The sequence below is a fragment of the Bifidobacterium sp. ESL1130 genome, assembly GCF_058507935.1.
In genome coordinates, this window is the sequence record NZ_CP196379.1 from 1,060,744 (window position 1) to 1,080,405 (window position 19,662).

Genomic DNA, 19,662 nt, shown 5'->3' on the forward strand with positions numbered 1-19,662 from the left:
CAGTGGCGGTAACGAAACGAGTCATCACCATTCCAGAAGAACTTAACCCTGTAGCGGCCTTGGGACCAGGGGATAGTGTGCTGGCTGAAGTTGAGAAGAACTTCCCACAGGTCGACATTCTGGTGCGTGGCAATCGCATTGAGGTGCAGGCGTATTCAGCCCGCGATGACGCGCAGGCCGGTCAGGCTGCAGGCATAATCCAAGACATCATCGAGGCCGCACACAGCGCACCGGTGGAAGCGGATTCCGTCAGACGGGCGCTGGACCGCCAAGCAATACGCCACCCCGGGCGGGAGATGCCGGACGAGCACGAATATGCCACTGGTCGGGAATCGCTGTCCGGCAGGCAACCGCAACATAGTGCGCGGTCTGCTGCACGCCACAGGCAGTTCTCTGGTCCTTATGAAAATACAGACGAGGATGTGCAGCCTGCACGCTCCAGAGCAGAGCGCCGGCGGTCTCGTGTACCCGGCGTCATTACAGTCGCGGCCGGTGAACCGGTGCGTGCCAAAACAGCCGGTCAAGTGGTATACGTGGGTGCCATAGAGGAACACACCATTACGTTTGCCATCGGACCGGCAGGTACCGGCAAAACCTATTTGGCAGTTGCCAAGGCAGTGCGGGCATTCGAGGATGGTCTGGTCAGTCGCATCATTCTCACCCGGCCTGCAGTGGAGGCGGGGGAGAGTCTCGGCTTTTTGCCGGGCACGCTCAACGACAAAGTCGATCCGTACCTGCGACCGCTGTATGACGCACTCTCCGACATGCTCGGTGCAGCGCAACTGCACCGCTACATGGTTGACGGCACCATCGAGGTCGCGCCGCTGGCCTACATGCGTGGACGTACGCTCAACGACGCATTCGTTATCCTTGACGAGGCGCAGAACACCACCGAACAGCAGATGAAGATGTTCCTCACGCGTTTGGGTTTCAACACGAAAATGGTGATTACCGGAGACGTGACCCAAGTGGATTTGCAAGTGCCTCATTCTGGCCTGGCCACCATCGAACATATCCTCGGTGGCATAGACGACATCGCTTTTGCTCATTTGGGTGCCGGGGATGTGGTGCGTCACGAACTGGTTGGCCGTATCGTCGAAGCCTACGATGAGCGTGCTGCTCAGCGCAACCGTGCTGCAGGGCGTCATAGCAAAGCGCGGGAGGCGCGTCAATGAGTGTGGAAGTCACCAACGAAACTGTGTGGGACATCAACCCCAAGATATTCTCCGAGTTGGGGTTGTGGGTGATGAGCCAAATGCGGGTGAGTGTGGAGTCCGACCTGACGGTTCTGTTTGTCGACCCGGATCCGATTGCCCAGCTGCACATGCGCTGGATGCAGCTTGAAGGCCCTACCGACGTGATGAGCTTCCCTATGGACGAGTTGCGCCCCGGCAATGGGAACGACGTGATGGAAGGAGTGCTTGGAGACATCGTGATCTGCCCGTGGGTGGCGGCACAGCAGGCTTTGGCTGCAGGTCACACCGTCATGGAGGAGATGATGCTCCTTACCATTCACGGCGTACTCCACTTACTCGGATACGATCATGCCACACCTGAGGAGGAACGGCAGATGTTCGGTCTGCAGCGCCAACTGCTGCTCACGTTCATTGCGGTGCGCAGCGAACCGCTGGAGGTAGCCTCACTTCCTGCTGGGTCCAAAGATCTGCTGAGCCAGTGGGATGACGAACATGCAGACGGAGACCATGCCTCGCACAAGGGGGCGGACCGCTCATGAGCGTGACGACCATGATAGAGGTGGCGGTGCTGTCCGTCGTGGTGATACTGCTGGTATGGCTGTCGCTACGCATGGCGTCGAACGAGTTTGCGGTGACCCGTGTGACCCGATCGAGCCTGAACAACAGGATTCTGCAGGTGCAGACCGACAGCGAGATGGGCAAACTCGCGCAGCACAAGAAGATCGATCGCATTCACCGCGTGCAGCGACTGGTCGCCGACCGCTCAGGCACCGCGAGCTCATGCGCGTTCTTCCGCATATGCTGCAACGTGATGAGCGGCGTCATTGTTGCCGTCATCGCCTCCTTGCTAGACGCTCCGGTATGGGCAACTCTGATTGTCGGCCTTGTCTTCACCGTGCTTGTGGCCCTGATTTCGGTGCTGGTTCGCCGGCATTCACCCGGGCTGTTGCGGCCGGTCGATACCATGCTCGCCTCGGCTCGTCTGCTGACGGTATGCACGGCACTGACTCCGTTCGCCCGAGAAATAGGCAAAGAAGGGCGCGAACGGCACGGTGCGGAACTCTCTGCTGACGAACAGCTGGAGCGTCTGCAGCGTGAGCAGAGCCGCATGATGGTCGAACAACTGGTGGAGACGGGAGACTTCGACCCTGAGGTCGGGGAAATGTTGGGCAATGTGCTGACGTTGAGTGAGACACTCACCCGTGAGATCATGGTGCCGCGCACCGATATGATCTGTGCCGGCCAAGATGAAACTTTGGGCGGCTTCCTCCAACTGTGCTCTCGTTCCGGGTATTCTCGCATTCCTGTGATCGGAGAAGACATCGACGATCTCAAAGGCGTGGCATATCTCAAGGATGCGGTGAGGGCCGTGGCTTTCAACGCTTCGGCGACGGAACGGCCGGTCAGCTCCATTGTGCGCGACCCCACGCTGGTGCCTGAATCCAAACCTGTGGACGATTTGTTCCACGAGATGCAGCGCACCCGTCAGCATGTGGCTGTGGTGGCTGACGAGTACGGCGGCATCGCCGGCATGGTGACCATCGAGGATGCCATCGAGCAGATTGTGGGCGAGCTGGAAGACGAGCACGACCATACCCAGCGGCAGAATCCAGAGCAGGTAGGTGCGCGCACATGGCGTATGCCGGCACGAGCGCCCATTACGGATCTGGAATCGATTTTTGAAGTCAGCATTGACGAGGATGACGTGGACACCGTCTATGGGCTGCTCACCAAACTGCTTGGCCGCGTGCCCATTGTAGGCATGAGCGCATGCACTCATGGACTGAAGCTGACCGCTGTCGATTCGGCAGGACGGCGCAAAAAAGTATCCACCATTGTTGTCGAGCCGGAACACCAAAGCGCTGAACCGCCGGACAGCGGCGAAGAGCCGGAGCATGACAGCGGTATGCATGAGGACTAGGCGCAGCAGCACCTCTATCTACAGTCAAAGCATCAGCAATCATTCTTATCAGCAGTACCCCAAGTAAAGGAACATCGTGCAAGACGTAACACCATCAAACCATTTCGCGACTGCCCCAAGCCGGGAGGGTGAGCGACTCTACCGTTCCGGGTTCGTCGCCGTGGTAGGCCGCCCCAACGTAGGCAAGTCCACACTCATCAACGCGCTTATCGGCACGCAGATCGCCATTGCCTCCTCGCGCCCGGAAACCACACGTAAGGCCATCCGCGGCATCCTGACGCAGCAGGATGCTCAGCTGGTGTTGGTGGACACTCCAGGCATTCACCGTCCACGTACGTTGCTTGGTCAGCGTCTCAACGATATCGTGGATGAATCGCTCTCCGACGTGGACGAAATCGCGTTCCTGCTCCCCGCAGATCAGGAGATCGGGCCGGGAGACAAGCGCATCCTCAGCCGTTTGCGCCAGTCATTCGCCCGTAAGCGTGACGACGGAACGTTCGAGTGGAAGGTACCGCTCGTGGCAGTGGTGACCAAAATCGACGAACTGAGCCACAAAGAGCTGATGGCCAAGCTTATGGAGATCACCCAGTTCGCTGATTTCTCTGACATCGTGCCGGTGAGTGCGCTCGAGAAAGACAATGTGGACGAAGTCAAATCTGTGCTCATCGACAACATGCCTGAAGGTCCGCAAATGTACCCTGAAAACCAGGTGAGCGAGGAAGCTCCGGAAGACACCATCGCCGAGTTGATTCGTGGCGCGTTCCTTGAGGAGCTGGACGATGAGCTGCCTCATTCCTTGGCTGTGGTGGTGGATTCCATCGAACGCCCCGGGCAAAGCGATGACCCGCAGACCGCTGACGGCAAAGCACGCGTACTGGTTTCGGTGTACGTTGAGCGTGACTCGCAAAAACCCATCATCATCGGGCACAAGGCCGAGCACCTGGTGCAGGTCAAGAAGCGCCTGCGCACTCCCATCAACCGCATTGTAGGGCAGAAAGCCAAGCTTGACCTACATGTCAAAGTGGCCAAAGGCTGGCAGTCCGACCCCAAGCAGCTTGAGCGACTCGGGTTCTAGGAACGAATCGGTTTGTGAAGGGAACAAACCATAAACATACGCAACAGGCGGTGCCCACGACCATAGGTAAGTTACCATAGGTAAGTCGGGGCACCGCCTGTATTGATTCCGCTGTGCGTTGTCTGGGACTACTTGCGCGAGGTGTACATCTGCGTGTTCAGCACGTTGGTGTAACGCTCGATGACTGCGGAACGCTTGACCTTCATCGATCCGGTAAGCAGGCCGTTCTCCTGGCTGAACTCCTCGGGAAGGATGATGAACTTACGCACCGACTCGGCTCGGGAGACCCCCTCGTTGGCCTGATCCACATACTTTTGAATTTCGGCACGCACCACCGCGTTGGTGGCGACCTCCTCCATCGGCATATTGCGGTCGAGACGCTGCGCGTCAAGCCAGGAGCGAACGGCATCCTCGTTCAGCGTGATGAGAGCGGAGATAAAGGGACGCTTGTCTCCCAACACCAATGCCTGCGAGACCAAATCGCATCGCTGGATAATCTCTTCGACCGGGCCGGGGGCCATATTCTTGCCGCCTGCGGTGATGATGAGATCCTTCTTGCGCCCGGTGATGTACAGGAACCCGTTCTCATCTATTTGCCCCAGGTCTCCGGTGGTGTACCAGCCGTCGTCCGTGAACGCCAACTCGGTGGCCTCATCGTTCTTGTGGTACCGGTTGAACACGCAGGTGCCTTTGATCTGCACCTCGCCGTCAGCGGCCAGACGAATGGAGAAGCCGGGGTAGGGTATGCCGACTGAACCGGCATGGAACGGTGTCCCCTTAGGGTTGAACGCGCATGGTGCGGTGGTCTCCGTCAGACCATATCCCTCATAGGCCGGAATGTCGGCGCCACGGAAGAAGGCGATAAGCTCAGGGTCGAGCGGGGCGCCACCGGTGACGAACCATTCGGCACGACCGCCCAGCACTTCGCGCAGTGACTTGTAGACCAACGGATCATAGGTTTTGCGCTTCGCCCGGGTGGTGAAACTGATGGTGCCGGTCTGCTGCTCGGCCATGTAGCGCTGCGCTGTAGAGACCGCTGCGGCGAATGTGCGCCCCTTCAAGCCGTTGCCGGCCTTTTGAGAAGCGGCGTTGTAGACCTTCTCCAGCACGCGTGGCACCAGGATGGTGACGCTGGGGCGTGCCACCTGCAGGTCATTCAACAGCGTTTTGGTGCCCTGGGATATGTAGATGTGCAGATCGCTGGCCACGACGATGTAGTTGACGGCTCTGGCGAATGTATGCGCTTGGGGGAGGAAGAGCAGCACGGACTTGTCTCGCTGATGCAACAGGCGTGGCATGTAGTCACGCAGGTTGAGAGCGGTGGTGCAGTAGTGTTCGTGTGTCATCTCCACGCCCTTGGGAGCGGCTGTGGAACCTGACGTGTAGACGATGGAGCACAGGTCAGTCTTCCTGATCGAATCGATGCGCTCGTCGAGCGTCGTGTCGTCAATGGATGTGCCATAAGCCTTGAGCTCATCGAGTGCGCCCATCTCCAGGCAGTACACCTTCTCCAAACTCGGGCAGTCCTCCACGGTGCCGTCTGCGGACTCTTGCATGGCACGCGTTTCAACGATGAGCAGACGGGCGTCGGAGTTGTTGACGATATTGCGAATCTGCTCGGCCGAGTCGGTTTCGTAGATGGTGGCAAGCACGCCGCCGCACGCCATGACGGCGGCATCGACCACATCCCAGTCGTAGGATGTGCGGCTCATGAACGCCACCGCATCTCCCTTGCCCAGACCGTAATGCATGAGGCCTTTGGCCACGGCGCGCACATCCGCAAGGAACTCGTTCGCGCTTTTCGTCTCCCACGAGTCGCCGGAACGATAGGTATAGAGCGGATCGTCGCCCATGCGCTTGGCACGGTCCACGTACAGGTCATAGATTGACATACCCTCGTCGATGGGTTCGTTGCCGGCAGTGGTGGTGGTCAGCAGCCCGGTGCGCTCGTCGATGAACGTGCGGGTCGGGTAACCGGGGCCCCATTCGTGGTTCGTGGGCAGATGGCTGGTGTCGAGGCTAGGGGCGACGACGTTGGCGGTGCCGGAGCCTTCATGGCCAGAGGTTTTGGCACCGTCGTCTTTTCCAAACGGATGCAGAATCTTCTGGGCTGATGTACTGAGTGACGCAAAAGCTGACACGGACTACTCCTCGATTTGTGACGGTTCTCTGTAAGTATTCTAGAGCGTTTTTCTCGTTCCGTCACCTTACGGTAGCGTAAGAACGTCAATGTTCTCTAGGCATGCACTGTGCTTGTCGCTGTCGTGATGCTATAATGCCCATGATTTGGCAAGCTGAGGAATGGCGCACAATGCGTCGGCCGTGCTTGCCGGCTCTGGCGAGGGGACAGGTTCCCGTAATCGACTGGGCTGATTCGGCTTGGGTTTCAGGCCGCTTTCGGCGCATCGGAGCGCCCGAGTGGCATCAAAGAGAACTCAAGGAGTTATGACTATGGCAAACACCATTACCATCGATGGCGAAGTCCGCGACGAATTCGGCAAGGGCGCTGCGCGCCGTATGCGCGTGGCTGAGCAGATTCCCGCCACCATCTATGCCGGCGGCAACGATCCCGCCTTCGTCAAGCTGCCGATGCGCGACGCGACCTTGGCTCTGCGTCGTGCCAACGCCCTGTTCACCATCAACTTCGGCGGCGAGTCGAAGATGGCGGTCGTCAAGGACGTGCAGCGCAACCCTGTCAAGCGCATCGTTGAGCACATCGACTTCCTCGAGGTCAAGGCCGGCGAGAAGATCGAGGTCGAGGTGCCTGTCTTCGTGGAAGGTACGCCGAAGGGTGCCGCTGTGGCGTTCGTCGACATCCAGAACCTGGCCATGCGCGCCGACGTCTCCAACCTGCCCGAGCGCGTCACCGTGAACGTCGATGGCATGTCTGACGGCGACAAGGTGTTCGCCAAGGACATCGAACTGCCCGAGGGCTCCGAGCTGGTGAACACCGACCCCGAAGAATCCGTGGTCAGCGTCGTGGTGCCTGCTGACGCCACCGCTACCACCGCCGAGGGTGAGGGTGCAGCCGCTGGCGAGGGTGAGGCCGCCGCTGAGGGCGAGGCCGCCAAGAGCGAGTGAGTCACACGTCGCGGCATCATTGGATGAATGCTGTGTAGTGCAGAGGCGACCGGTCTTCGGGCTGGTCGCCTTTTCATATCTATGCCGCGCTGCAACCCGGTGGGTGATGCTTTTTGGGGTGCGCGACGTATGTTCGTTCGCGAATCTGCCCATATGGTGAGCAAAATCATGCATTGGGTCTGCTGGCATGATACAACTGCTGGCACGACGCGAATGCGCCACAAGTTCGAGATGCCGCGCGGCGGCGGAGCGAGGAAGAGACATATGACTGAGCAATCTCACCATGACCCAGCGGCATTGAACGCGCTGTCCCAGGCGTTTTCGGTTGAGCCCAACGACCATCTGATTCCCGAGGAGACGCGGGCGCAGATGATTGACAAGCCGGCGTTCGGACAGGTGTTCTCGGACTCCATGGCACGCATGCAGTGGAATGCCGGTGAGGGCTGGTCCGACCGCCGCGTGGAACCCTTCGGCCCCATCCCGATGAACCCAGGCGCCTCCGTGCTGCACTATGCACAGGAGTGTTTCGAAGGGCTGAAGGCCTATCGTCATGCCGATGGCAGTACGTGGATGTTCCGACCCGACGCCAATGCGGAACGTTTCCAGAACTCGGCAAAACGTATGAAACTGCCCGAGGTGTCCACCGATGACTTCCTTGGTTCGCTGGGTGCGTTGGTGAACGCCGATGTGAACTGGGTGCCGAGCCGTCGCGAATACACGCTGTATCTGCGTCCCTTCATGTTCGCCTCCGAGGCGTTCCTCGGTGTGCGAGCCCCTGCGCAGGTGGATTATTGCGTCATTGCCTCGCCTTCCGGCCCCTACTTCCCGGGCGGCGTAAAACCGGTGAGCATTTGGGTGGAGGACAAGTGGTTCCGCACAGGCCCCGGCGGCACCGGTTTCGCGAAGTGCGGTGGCAACTACGCCGCCTCGATGATCGGCGAATATCGTGGCAAGGACAACGGCTGCGAACAGGTGTGCTTCGTGGACGCGGCCACGAAGACCTACTTGGAGGAGCTGGGCGGCATGAACATGTTCGTCGTCCACAAGGACGGTCATCTGGAGACGCCCTCGCTCACCGGCACCATTCTGCCCGGAGTGACGCGGCGTTCGATCATCCAACTGGTGCATGACCGCGGCCTGGACGTGGTGGAGACCATGATCAAGCTCGACGACTTGCTTGCGGACATCAAGTCCGGCGAAGTGACGGAGGTCTTCGCCTGTGGTACCGCAGCCATTGTGACCCCCATAGGGCGGTTCAAGTCCGACCGGTTCGACGTCGAGGTCGGCGGCGGGCAGTCCGGCAAGTTCACCTGCGAGCTGCGTGACGAACTGCTTGGCATTCAGCTCGGTGAGATTGACGATCCGCACAACTGGATGTGGAAGGTGTGCTGAGTTAGACATGGCGGCATGCTGACGCATGCATGCGACGGTCTGCCGACTCTCGGGGTCCATTCGCTTATCGCGGGTGGACTCCGCGTGTTGTGGCCGCAAACTGTCCAAAACGCCGGAGACAATATAGGCTGAAATCACTGGCGGCATGCGGAAAGGCTGTGGACATGCAACTGGCGTTGGAAAGCAATGTGTTCTTCCTGGCGGTGGAATATATGGCCACCTTCTGTTGTGCGCTGCTCGGTGGACTGTGTGCGGTCAAGAAAGGCTACGATGTTGTGGCCATCATGCTTACCGCCTGGCTGACGGGACTGGGCGGAGGCATCATCAGGGACGTGCTGCTTGGTGCGCTGCCGCCCGTGGGTGTCTCCGACAAAGGCTTGGTGCTCACCTGCCTTGCTTCCAGCGCTGCAGTGGCGGTGCTGTATCCGGAAGCAGATAGGCTCAAGTGGACCATGCTGAGTCTGGATGCGTTGGCGCTGGGATTGTATGCGGTCAACGGCACACAGAAGGCGCTGATGATGGGGACTTCGGGCATGACGGCCTGCTTCATGGGGCTGTTTACGGCACTGGGGGGCGGTCTGATTCGAGATGTATTGCTCAACATCGTGCCTTCTATCGTGCGTGATCGGCACTGGTATGCTTTCCCTGCTGCGGTGGGCAGCATATTAGCGGTGTTGGTGACCAAAGCGTTCGAGGCGCACCACATCAACTTCGCCACTGAAGTGATACTCGACCTGCTGGTGGTAGCTCTGGTGGTGGCGATGCGCCTGGCTTCGGTGATATTTGACTGGCAGATGCCACGGGCCATCAAACGTGGTCGCGGTATACGCAGTGACGACGGTGAATAGCGTTCCGAGAGGCGAGATTGCTGTGCATTGCGTGTTGTCATTACAAGAAGGGTCGGCCGTCCCGTATGGTTTGTCGCCCGAGTAGAGTGGAGCCATGAACACACGGTCGGCAGGAGTATCCGCACGCGAACTGATCCGTTCCGGATTGCGTAATCTGGATGAAGCCAAGGAACAGTTCGCACAACTCACTGCGCTCGGTGTCGGCAGTCAAGGCGTGGAAATGCTGATGGAGGCACTCAGACGCTGCGCGGACCCAGACACCGCGCTGCGCAATCTCGTCGGTATTGCACAGCATGGAGCAGTTGAAGGCAAGATGTCAACAGAGCTGTCCGAGCTATGGGACAACAGAAACGCTGCCTTCGCGCTGATGGGAGTGCTGGGTGCCTCGGACGAGATGGGCAAGCTCATGCGCACCCGCCCCTCGCTGGTACGCGCCGCTGCGCTGGACGAGTGCGGGTCGGCGCGCTGGAGCCGAGAGCGGCGCGTGAACCACATGCTCAAAGCGGTGAACGCGCAAGACCATGATGGGGCACCGGTATCGGCGATGCCCCAACCACAGGCCGTATCGGCATTGCGACGCACCTACCACCACCAGCTGGCAGCCATCATGTCCATGGACGTAACTGCAGCCGATCCACTGGAAATACAGCCGGTCGTCAGCCGTGCGCTCTCCGATTTGGCGGACGCCACGCTGGAAGGGGCGCTCGCCATCGCCAAAGCCGCGGTGGAAGGCAGTGAGCGTTGCAGGTTTGCCATCATCGCCATGGGCAAACTCGGTGCTCAAGAGCTCAACTATGTGTCCGACGTTGATTTGATTTATGTGGTGGAACCAGCACAAGCGAACAATGCTCCTGATGTTGCGGAACTTACCCGTGTGGGCACACGCATCGCCTCGATGCTGCCACGTATCTGCGGGTCGGCCATGCCGGGTGTCCAGGAGCCTGCGCTATGGCCCATCGACACGGCGCTGCGTCCGGAAGGCAAGGACGGGCCGCTGGTGAGGCGCCTTGCCTCACACGAGGGATATTATGCCAAATGGGCCAAGAACTGGGAATTTCAGGCCCTGCTCAAAGCTCGTGCCGCGGCAGGCGACGAAGCCCTGGGCGACGCGTATATCAGCATGGTTCAACCGTTGGTATGGCGCGCGTCCACGCGCGACAACTTCGTCAACGACTGCCAGAAGATGCGTACCCGAGTCGAAGAGCATATTGCCCCCGAACTGCGCGGACGCGAGATCAAACTCGGCAAAGGAGGACTGCGCGACGTGGAGTTCACCGTGCAGATGCTCCAGCTGGTGCATGGCCGCTACGACGAGACGTTGCGCCGACGTTCCACTCTGGACGCGTTGACGGCGCTCACGCAAGGAGGCTACGTTTCCCGAGGCCAGTCACAACGCATGTCCCAGGATTATCGATTCGAGCGAGTGCTCGAGCATCGCCAGCAGATGTGGCAGCTGCGGCGTACGCATCTGTTTCCGGACTGCGGCATGGCGGAGCTGGGCGGAGCCGCCTCAGGTCGTGTCAGTGATGCGGCGCTGAACGACAATCCGGAACTCTCTCGTTTGTCCAGAGCGTTCGGCTTGCTAGGCGACGAGCTGGTGAATCGGTACGACAGCGTACGTCGTGAAGTGCGACGGCTGCATGCCGACATCTACTACCGACCCATGCTGCCCATCAGCGCGCAGTTGAGTGAAGACCAGGTCACGCTCGACGAGCGTGCCACACGCGATCGGTTCCAATCCATCGGTTTTGCCGACCCTGACCAAGCCATGCGCCATGTCGCCGCACTGACTTCGGGTGTCTCGCGCGCGGCGAAAATCAACCGTATTCTGCTGCCGGCGGTACTCAAATGGCTTTCTGAAGGACAGAACCCCGACATGGGATTGCTTGCCTGGCGCAGACTCGAAGAACAATTCGGGGACAATAGCGGATATCTTGGTTTTCTTCGCGATTCAACGCAAGCGGCTCAACGCCTGTGCCATGTGCTTTCCAATTCGAGACTGTTGGGCGAAGCGCTGCGCCGTTCGGTGGAGTCGGTGACTTGGCTTGGCGATGACAGCAAGCTGCAGGCGCGCAGTCGTGCAAGTCTTGACGCACAATGCTCGGCTACCGCTCGACGTTACTCCTCACCTGAGCGCATCACTGAATTCGCGACATCATTGCGTGCCATGAGACGTCATGAAATCGAGCGCATCGGGTTGGCTTGGATGAGTGGGGTCATGGACCAGGGCACGTGCCTGCAGTCCATGACCGATGTGGTCGATGCTGCGATTGAGGCGGCGTTGCAATGGTCCGTTCTCGTGCAGACGCATGCGTTTGAACTTGACCGGGCTCCAGCGGCGATTGCGGTGATCGCGATGGGACGGTACGGCGGCAGGGAAGTGAACTTCTGCTCTGACGCCGATGCGATCCTCGTCTACCGTCCCTGTCTCGACGCGGCGGACAGCGCGGAAGCGGCGCGGTTCGCTCAGGCTGTGGCCGAACAGTTGAGACAGGTGCTCCTCGGGCCGGTAAGTGCGGAACCGGGAATCGACTTGGATTTGGGGCTGCGGCCGGAAGGCAAGAACGGTCCGGTGATACGTTCATATGATTCCTGCGAAACGTATTACACCCGGTGGTTCAGCACATGGGAGCGTCAGGCGCTGCTTCGTGCTCGACCTGCAGCCGGCGATCATGCGCTGGCGGAAGATTTCCTCGCCAATCTTGCCGACCCGCTGCGCTATCCGAGTCAACCGCTCGGCGAGGAGCAGGTCGGTGAGATTCGCATGCTCAAATCGCGTATGGAAGCCGAACGTCTGCCGCGTGGTGTGAGCCGAGAGCAGCATCTCAAACTTGGTGCCGGGGGACTGTCGGATGTGGAATGGACGGTCCAGTTGCTGCAATTGCAACATGCCGGCGCGAACTCGATGCTGCGCACCACCTCGACCATGGATGCGTTGTCGGCATTGGAGCAGGAGGGCGTGGTGAGTGCAGAGGATGCCGCCGTGTTGCGTCAGGCTTGGTGGATGTGTACCGGGGCGCGCAACGGCAACTACCTGTGGTCGGGTCGAGTCGGGCAGGCGGATGTGCTGCCCAGCGACAGCGAATCCTTGGGAGGTGTGGCTGTGTTTTTGGGGTACGACGCGAACCAAGGGCAGTATTTCAACAACGATGTCAAATCAGTGATGCGGCGTTGCCGTGACGTGGTACAACGGTTGTTCTACGAAGCATGACACGCGCCGTGGCTGGCTCGTATCCGTGTTTGCGCAGTGCTGTGGGGAAGTGGCGCAGGACGTTTTGCAGGTGTCCTGTCGCCGAGGGCGAGTATGGTGAATCCGGTCACACAGGGTGACCACCTTGGATATAGAGGTGGGTCATGTCACTAACGCATGCATCGCCGTCGGGAGCCGCGCAGAGTGCCCTAGGCGGATTCGATATTTCTTTGACGGGTTCCAGCGTGGTGACGTTGGACGATATACCCGTTTCGTCGATACGTGAATTGATAGCCAAGGCGCGCTACATCGATTCCCATCGCACAGCAGTGGCTGACACCTGTTCCGGCAGAGTGTTGGCCACTTTGTTTTATGAGCCCAGCACTCGCACTCGCCTGAGCTTTGAAACCGCCATGTTGCGACTTGGCGGTCAGGTAGTCGGCTTTGCTGGTGCCGGCTCCTCGTCGGCCAGCAAAGGCGAGACGGTGGCTGACACACTTTTCGTAATGTCAAATTACGCCGACGTGGCCGCGATACGGCACCCCAAGGATGGTGCCGCACTGGTGGCGGCCGAGGCGGCCAGCATACCCGTCATCAATGCGGGTGACGGCGGTCATATGCATCCCACCCAAACACTGGCCGACCTAGCCACGCTTCATGCCCGGCTTGGCCGACTCGAACACTTCACCCTCGGTCTGTGCGGCGACCTGAAATTCGGGCGTACCGTGCACTCGCTCATCCAAACCCTGTGCCGTTTCGGGCATGTGCGTTTCGTGCTCATCAGCCCCGACGAGTTGCGTCTGCCGCGCTACGTGCTCGACTGCATCGAAGCGAACCCCACCTGCTCCTACACGCAAGTGACCGATCTTGCCGATGCCATCGGCGAGCTTGACGCGCTGTACATGACTCGAGTCCAGCAGGAACGTTTTGACAACGAAGCCGACTATCTGCGGCTGCGGGACACCTATATCCTGGATGCCGCCAAGCTGTGCGCCGCCAAAACCGATATGGCAATCCTTCACCCGTTGCCCAGGGTCAACGAGATTGCGGCCGACGTGGACCGCGACCCCAGAGCCGCTTACTTCGAACAAACCAAGTACGGTATGCTGATGCGCATGGCCCTGCTGAGCTCCGTGCTGGGTGACGACCTGCCGGGGTATGTCTCCTCGAACACGGGCGACGGCATGGAAAACGGTGCCGGCGCAGAAGGCGAGGCAATGCGTCCTCGAGAAGTTGTGGAGATACAGCAGACGAATCTGGTCTGTGGCAACCCGCGATGCATGAGCGGATGCGAACCATACGCGGCTCCGCGGTTCTACCGGGCCGATGACGGCGCAGCGAGGTGTAGGTATTGCGACGAGAAAGTACAGGTGCCAACATGCTGACTATACGAAACGTGCAGGTTTGGGACACCGACGAGCACATCGACGTTATCGCACGTACCGCACCATCTGCAGACACGCCTCGCTCGCCAGAGGCGATTATCGAACCCGGAGTGGTGAACGAAGGCGTGGTGGACGGTTCAGGACTCACGCTCGCCCCGGGATTCGCCGACCCGCATGTTCACTTCCGCGACCCCGGGCAGCGCGAGAAGGAAGATATGCTGTCCGGTGCTCGGGCGGCCGCATCGGGCGGTTATACCGATGTGCTCATCATGCCCAATACGATTCCTGCCGCTGATGGAAGAAGCTTCTCTCCAGATGAGAACGGTGACGCTGGCAGCATGAGCAAGGAGCATGTCGGCGGGGAATATATCGGCGCGAGCGAGCCAGGAGCGGATGAGTTGCGCCAGTGTGGTGCCACCAGTGTGCTGGATTACCTTGACCGGTACGAGCATACGCACGGCACATCCTTGCCGGTGCACTACATGCTCTCCATATGTGCCTCACGCCGTCGAGAAGGTGCTCTTGCCACCAGTGCGGAAGACATCGCACGCCTGAGCTCTTTACAGCATCGTTTGGCTGCCATCAGCGACGACGGATCGGCCATTGAGCCGGGCATCCTCGACCAGGTGCTGCACACCGCTCAAGTCACCGGTCTGCCCGTGCTTGAACATTGCGAACACCATGACCGGGGAGTTATCAATGAGGGGGCCGTCAGTCGGGAACTGGGCGTGCCAGGAGTTCCCGCCGCTACCGAACTGGCGGTGGTGAGCCGAGACATCGAGGCGGTACGCCGCACCGGTGTGGCCGTCCACTTCCAACACGTCAGCACGGCAACAGCCTTCGACGCCATCCGGCAGGCAAAGGCCGAGGGGCTGCCGGTAACCTGCGAAACCGCCCCGCACTATCTGGCATTGTGCGACGAGGATGTGCGGGAGCTGGGTGCCATGGCCAAAATGAACCCGCCGTTGCGCTCGCGCGTCGACCGGCAGGCCACGCTTGAGGCAGTGACGGACGGCACGGTAGACATGATTGCCACCGACCATGCACCGCACACCATCAGTGACAAGCAAGCCGGACTGCAGGCTGCTCCCAACGGCATCATCGGTCTGGAAACCGCATACGGCGTGTGCCATCGCGCACTTGTGGACTCCAAACTCATCGACGAAAAACGGCTCATCGAACTCATGTCGGTGCGCCCGATGAATCTCATGGGAGTTACGGCAACAGACATTACCGCAATGCTTGACGGCGCGTCTCCAGCGGCGGTGCCGCAGAGCGCGCCCCGACGAGTTTTGGATTTGCGCAACACCAGTGGCCTGCCGCCGGCAAACCTGGTGCTGCTGGACACCAAACGCCACTGGACGGTGGAGCCTCAACGCTTCCATTCCAAGGCGCGCAATACCCCGTTCGCCGGGTGGGAACTCACCGGTCTGCCACTGGCCACGGTGCTGGACGGGAGGTTGGTGATGAGCCGCATCCCTCACGCTCGACTCGAGACAAACAGCTAGACGAAACCCTATACAGAACGTAAAGAACAGCACCCTGCACATGCGGTTTGGCATGGCAGGAAACGCCATGCACAACTCAGCGGAAACCCAAGAACCGCGGATCGGGAGGAATATATGGATCGTCTGATCGAAGTCATAGCAGCCACACACAATCCCAGCATCGTCGGGCTTGACCCGACCGAAGCGCTCGTACCGAAGCAAATCATCACGTCCATGTGTTCGGCAAGTAACGGTGATCTGGGCAAAGGCGCACAACAGGTGCCGGCACAAGAGCAGGCTTCAGATGAGAGTGCTTGCGATGTATACCCGGCGAATGAGGAAACGGTTGGAGAGGACCATACGTCCCGTGTGATGTCGGCATTTTACCTGTTCAACCGTGCCATCATCGACGCGGTAGCCGGCATCGTACCGGCCGTAAAACCGCAGATTGCCATGTATGAAGCGTATGGTGCAGCAGGAATCGACGTCTACCATCGTACTTGCGCGTATGCGCACGAACGGGGCCTGTATGTGCTTGGCGACATCAAGCGCGGCGACATCGGTTCCACCGCGTCCGCCTACGCCAGACATCTCACCGGCGTTGCCGCTCGGCCAGATGCCACTCAGCCGGGGAATTGCGACGGTCGGCCATGGATGGAAGATGCAGTCACCGTCAATCCCTATCTCGGCAGCGACGGTGTCACACCATTCACCGATGCGGCAGCGGCCACCGACAAGGACGTATTCGCCTTGGTACGCACCTCGAATCCGTCCAGCCGTGAAATTCAGGAACTGGAACTAACCGGCGGCGAACACCTCTATGAACACGTAGCCGACTTGGTGGAACACTGGGGTGCCGACAGCATCGGTGAATACGGTTACTCCCGATTGGGCGCGGTGGTAGGCGCCACACATCCCGAACAAGGCCGCGCATTGCGCGAACGGATGCCGCACACGTTTTTCCTGGTACCAGGCTACGGAGCACAAGGCGGCACGGCTGCCGACGTGGCCGGCATGTTCGATGCCCACGGTTCCGGTGCCATAGTCAACTCCTCGCGCGGCATCATCGGTGCATGGCGCACAGCTGGCGCCTACAGCGATGACATGAGTGTCCAAGAAGCGCTCGACCTGGTGTCCAGTAGTGCGGCCACGGCCGCCGTCACCATGCGTGATGACCTCAACCAAGCCATAAAGGACCGCTGATGGCAGCGCAATCCGAAAGCCGTATTCGTTCAGTAGAACGTTTCGATGCTCATCATTTCAGCTACGATCGAGGAGAGCAATGACTGTTTCACCGTTTATGACCACCGGCAATCGTGCCCCTGCAGGAGGCGCGGCGAATGATGCCGGCTTTGGAGGTGCTCCGATGGTGCCCGGCGAACGTGTTGGCGCTCGCAATGGCGAAGGTGGCAACAAACCTGGACGACGAACCGTACCGGTTATCTCCCAGCGGGTGCTGGACGATCGTCAAGGCGTCTATGAGCTGGTGGTGCGTGACGCCTACACTGCCAAGCATGCCCAACCGGCACAATTTGTGAATCTGTACCCGTCCAACGCCATGACCCTGCTTCCCAGACCGTTTGGAGTGGCGTATGTCAGCGGAGACGATGTGGCGCTCATCTATCAGATCGTCGGCGAAGGCACCCGCGAATTCAGTACGCTAAGCGCTGGCGATACGGTAGATGTGTTAGGGCCGCTCGGCAATCCGTTCAATGTGGATGCGAGCGCGAACTACGTGCTTGTCGGCGGTGGTCTCGGTGTGCCGCCACTGCTGTATGCCGCACAGAAACTCAGCGCCAGAAACGACGTGCGGGTGACCACTGCGTTCGGTTACCGGGACATGCACTTCGCAGACGGTTTGACGCAGCGGTTCGTACCGGTCGGACGTATGCATGCCATCAGCAATGATGAAGGCAATGTGATTGATCTGCTGGAGCGCATGGAACCCGAACTCGAGGTGAATGATGGCGATGGCAACGTGCTGCGTCCTGTCATCCTCTCCTGCGGGCCGACCCCGATGATGCGAGCGGTGGCGCAGTGGGCGAGTGTACGTGACATTCCCTCCCAGCTGAGTTTGGAGGCTCGCATGGGATGTGGGTTTGGCGCCTGCGTGGCGTGTGTGGTCGAAACCGCACAAGGCCGGCGCAAGGTGTGTACGGATGGTCCGGTATTTAGTCCTGAAGAATTGGGGTGGACGGCATGAACACAGCGGAAAACACAGAGATGCGATGGCAACATCCCACCGTAGTCGCCGGAGTGCCTTGGAAGAACCCGGTCGGTACGGCGTCAGGCACGTTCCAGCTGGCGGCTTGCCGTGACTATTACGACCCGTCCCAGCTTGGCTCCGTGGGCACCAAGGGCGTCTCTCCGGTGCCTTGGGAAGGCAACCCCGGCCCGCGTGCGGCCGAAAGCCCGGCCGGCATGATCAACGCCGTCGGACTGCAGAACCCGGGCGTCGACCACTATCTTGCCGACGAGCTGCCGGCTCTCAAATCGCTGGGTGCCACAGTGGTGGCCAACGTGGCCGGGCATAGCGACGGCGATTATGCGCAGGTAGTGGAACGGCTTGATGGCAGTGATGCCGACATGCTCGAAATCAACGTGAGCTGCCCGAATGTGAGCCACGGTGGCATGAGTGTAGGCACCGACCCTGCGGTGCTGTCCGCGCTTATCGCCCATTTGCGTGCGCTGACCGACAAACCCATGGTGGTTAAGTTGTCGCCCAACGTCACCGACATTGTCACTGTGGCGAAGGCGGCCGTCGACGCCGGTGCCGATGCGCTGAGCCTCATCAACACGTTGGTGGGCATGCGCATTGATGTACGTTCCGGAGAGCCGATTCTCGCCAACGTTACCGGAGGGGTTTCCGGCCCGGCGATATTTCCCATCGCGCTGAGCTTTGTGTGGCGTGTGCGCCAGGCATTGCCGCAGATTCCCATCATCGGCATCGGTGGCATTGACTCGGGGGAGAAGGCGCTCGAATACCTGTATGCCGGTGCCAATGCAGTGCAGGTCGGTGCTGCGGCGTTGTGGGATCCGGCGGCACCCATGCGTGTGGCGCGAGAGTTGGAGGCATTGCTCGATGAGCGTCCGGAATTGGCGCAACGGTTGGCCAGCGGCAAAACGTGGCGGTGATCGCTCGACTGCGGCATATGCAGTTATTCGTCATGGACTGGCCGCAGAGCGCTGGTTCTCGGCATCTGTGTGTCAGGAAAGCGACGCGCATGGCGGCAGGCGGTGAATGCTGGACGGGAGTGTTGGCTGAAGCCTGTGACCGGAACAGTACTCAAAATATGAAATATATACAGAAGAAAAGGATATATGATGAATGATGATGTGATGTACAACAGCACACCCGGTGCCGGAACTTCCTCTCCGGTTTCGATCGACGCTCGGTTCACCGAGTTTCTGCTGCGCTCCGGTGCGTTGAAATTTGGTGACTTCACACTGAAATCCGGTCGCCAGTCGCCGTATTTCATCAATGCCGGTGCCTTTGACGACGGCAGCAAAATCGCCACTCTCGGCGTATTCTACGCTGAGAAAATCGCACAGTGCGTTGCTGATGGTACGCTGCCCGGAGGCATCGACACCGTATTTGGACCTGCATATAAAGGTATTCCTCTGGCTGTGTCCACGGCAATGGCAATGGATGCGCACGGTATGCCCATCGGCTACACGTTTGACCGCAAGGAAGCCAAGGATCATGGTGACGGGGGCCTCTTCGTTGGCACGCCGCTGAAGGACGGCATGAAGGTGTTGCTCGTCGACGATGTGATGACAGCTGGCACCGCCGTACACGAGGTCATGGCGAAGATTGCGACCGCGGCCGACGTTGAGGTGGTGGGTCTGGTACTCAGTGTGGATCGCATGGAAAAAACCGGGGACTCGGATATATCCGCCGTTGCCGCGGTGGAACAGGAGTTCGGCTTCCCGGTGCGTGCCATTGCCAATGTGCGCGAACTTTTCGCCGCTGCAAGTGGCATGACCGCTGCGGATGGCACCCCGCTGCTCACGGACAAGACAAGTGAAGCTGCCCGCTCCTACCTGCAACGCTACGGCGCTTGATACCTAGTGCCGAAAATGGCGT

The 19,662-nt window shown here is 59.8% G+C and carries 15 protein-coding genes; 14 read left to right on the plus strand and 1 reads right to left on the minus strand.

The genetic code is table 11. The features are described 5' to 3' along the window. Positions 1 to 2 precede the first annotated feature (2 nt). The 4 genes from ACSYSO_RS04115 to era all read left to right on the plus strand — a co-directional run bounded on the left by ACSYSO_RS04115 (position 3) and on the right by era (position 4,192). Positions 3 to 1,175 (plus strand): PhoH family protein, encoded by a 1,173-nt coding sequence (locus ACSYSO_RS04115; RefSeq protein ID WP_491701538.1) that lies wholly within the window; start codon positions 3 to 5, stop codon positions 1,173 to 1,175. Next, positions 1,172 to 1,735, plus strand: a complete 564-nt coding sequence (gene ybeY, locus ACSYSO_RS04120) for an rRNA maturation RNase YbeY (protein WP_491701539.1) — start codon at positions 1,172 to 1,174, stop codon at positions 1,733 to 1,735. Before ACSYSO_RS04115 ends, ybeY begins: the two co-directional genes overlap by 4 nt. Continuing rightward, a complete protein-coding gene (locus ACSYSO_RS04125; RefSeq protein ID WP_489798348.1) occupies positions 1,732 to 3,117 on the plus strand; it encodes a hemolysin family protein in 1,386 nt (461 codons plus the stop codon). The genes ybeY and ACSYSO_RS04125 overlap by 4 nt, the downstream gene beginning before the upstream one ends. A gap of 76 nt (positions 3,118 to 3,193) precedes the next feature. Next, positions 3,194 to 4,192, plus strand: a complete 999-nt coding sequence (gene era, locus ACSYSO_RS04130; RefSeq protein ID WP_491701540.1) for a GTPase Era — start codon at positions 3,194 to 3,196, stop codon at positions 4,190 to 4,192. A 128-nt stretch (positions 4,193 to 4,320) separates the two neighbouring features. Here era and ACSYSO_RS04135 read toward each other — a convergent pair whose 3' ends face one another. Continuing rightward, the gene (locus tag ACSYSO_RS04135; protein ID WP_491701541.1) at positions 4,321 to 6,333 is read right to left on the minus strand and encodes an AMP-dependent synthetase/ligase; all 2,013 of its coding nucleotides are present in this window, start codon (positions 6,331 to 6,333) and stop codon (positions 4,321 to 4,323) included. Between the two features lie 310 nt (positions 6,334 to 6,643). Between ACSYSO_RS04135 and ACSYSO_RS04140 the strand changes: the two genes are divergently transcribed. The 10 genes from ACSYSO_RS04140 to pyrE all read left to right on the plus strand — a co-directional run bounded on the left by ACSYSO_RS04140 (position 6,644) and on the right by pyrE (position 19,640). Next, complete coding sequence (locus tag ACSYSO_RS04140; protein ID WP_489798342.1) at positions 6,644 to 7,273, plus strand: 50S ribosomal protein L25/general stress protein Ctc; 630 nt, start codon at positions 6,644 to 6,646, stop codon at positions 7,271 to 7,273. Positions 7,274 to 7,537: 264 nt separating this feature from the next. Beyond that, positions 7,538 to 8,665, plus strand: a complete 1,128-nt coding sequence (locus tag ACSYSO_RS04145) for a branched-chain amino acid aminotransferase (protein ID WP_489798341.1) — start codon at positions 7,538 to 7,540, stop codon at positions 8,663 to 8,665. Between the two features lie 164 nt (positions 8,666 to 8,829). Further along, positions 8,830 to 9,513 (plus strand): trimeric intracellular cation channel family protein, encoded by a 684-nt coding sequence (locus ACSYSO_RS04150; RefSeq protein WP_489798522.1) that lies wholly within the window; start codon positions 8,830 to 8,832, stop codon positions 9,511 to 9,513. 94 nt (positions 9,514 to 9,607) lie between these two features. After that, positions 9,608 to 12,724, plus strand: coding sequence for a bifunctional [glutamine synthetase] adenylyltransferase/[glutamine synthetase]-adenylyl-L-tyrosine phosphorylase (locus ACSYSO_RS04155; RefSeq protein WP_489798339.1), 3,117 nt, complete (start codon positions 9,608 to 9,610; stop codon positions 12,722 to 12,724). A 203-nt stretch (positions 12,725 to 12,927) separates the two neighbouring features. Beyond that, the gene (gene pyrB / locus ACSYSO_RS04160; RefSeq protein ID WP_489798521.1) at positions 12,928 to 14,088 is read left to right on the plus strand and encodes an aspartate carbamoyltransferase; all 1,161 of its coding nucleotides are present in this window, start codon (positions 12,928 to 12,930) and stop codon (positions 14,086 to 14,088) included. Continuing rightward, entirely contained in the window at positions 14,082 to 15,596 is a 1,515-nt protein-coding gene (locus ACSYSO_RS04165) for a dihydroorotase (protein WP_489798337.1), read from the plus strand. Before pyrB ends, ACSYSO_RS04165 begins: the two co-directional genes overlap by 7 nt. Positions 15,597 to 15,710: 114 nt before the next feature. After that, positions 15,711 to 16,778 carry an orotidine-5'-phosphate decarboxylase gene (gene pyrF, locus ACSYSO_RS04170; protein WP_489798335.1) on the plus strand — a complete coding sequence of 356 codons (1,068 nt, stop codon included), beginning with the start codon at positions 15,711 to 15,713 and terminating at the stop codon, positions 16,776 to 16,778. 163 nt (positions 16,779 to 16,941) lie between these two features. Beyond that, positions 16,942 to 17,778, plus strand: coding sequence for a dihydroorotate dehydrogenase electron transfer subunit (locus ACSYSO_RS04175; protein ID WP_491702057.1), 837 nt, complete (start codon positions 16,942 to 16,944; stop codon positions 17,776 to 17,778). After that, positions 17,775 to 18,710 (plus strand): dihydroorotate dehydrogenase, encoded by a 936-nt coding sequence (locus ACSYSO_RS04180; RefSeq protein WP_491701542.1) that lies wholly within the window; start codon positions 17,775 to 17,777, stop codon positions 18,708 to 18,710. Before ACSYSO_RS04175 ends, ACSYSO_RS04180 begins: the two co-directional genes overlap by 4 nt. Before the next feature lie 204 nt (positions 18,711 to 18,914). After that, positions 18,915 to 19,640 carry an orotate phosphoribosyltransferase gene (gene pyrE, locus ACSYSO_RS04185; protein ID WP_491702058.1) on the plus strand — a complete coding sequence of 242 codons (726 nt, stop codon included), beginning with the start codon at positions 18,915 to 18,917 and terminating at the stop codon, positions 19,638 to 19,640. Positions 19,641 to 19,662: the final 22 nt, after the last annotated feature.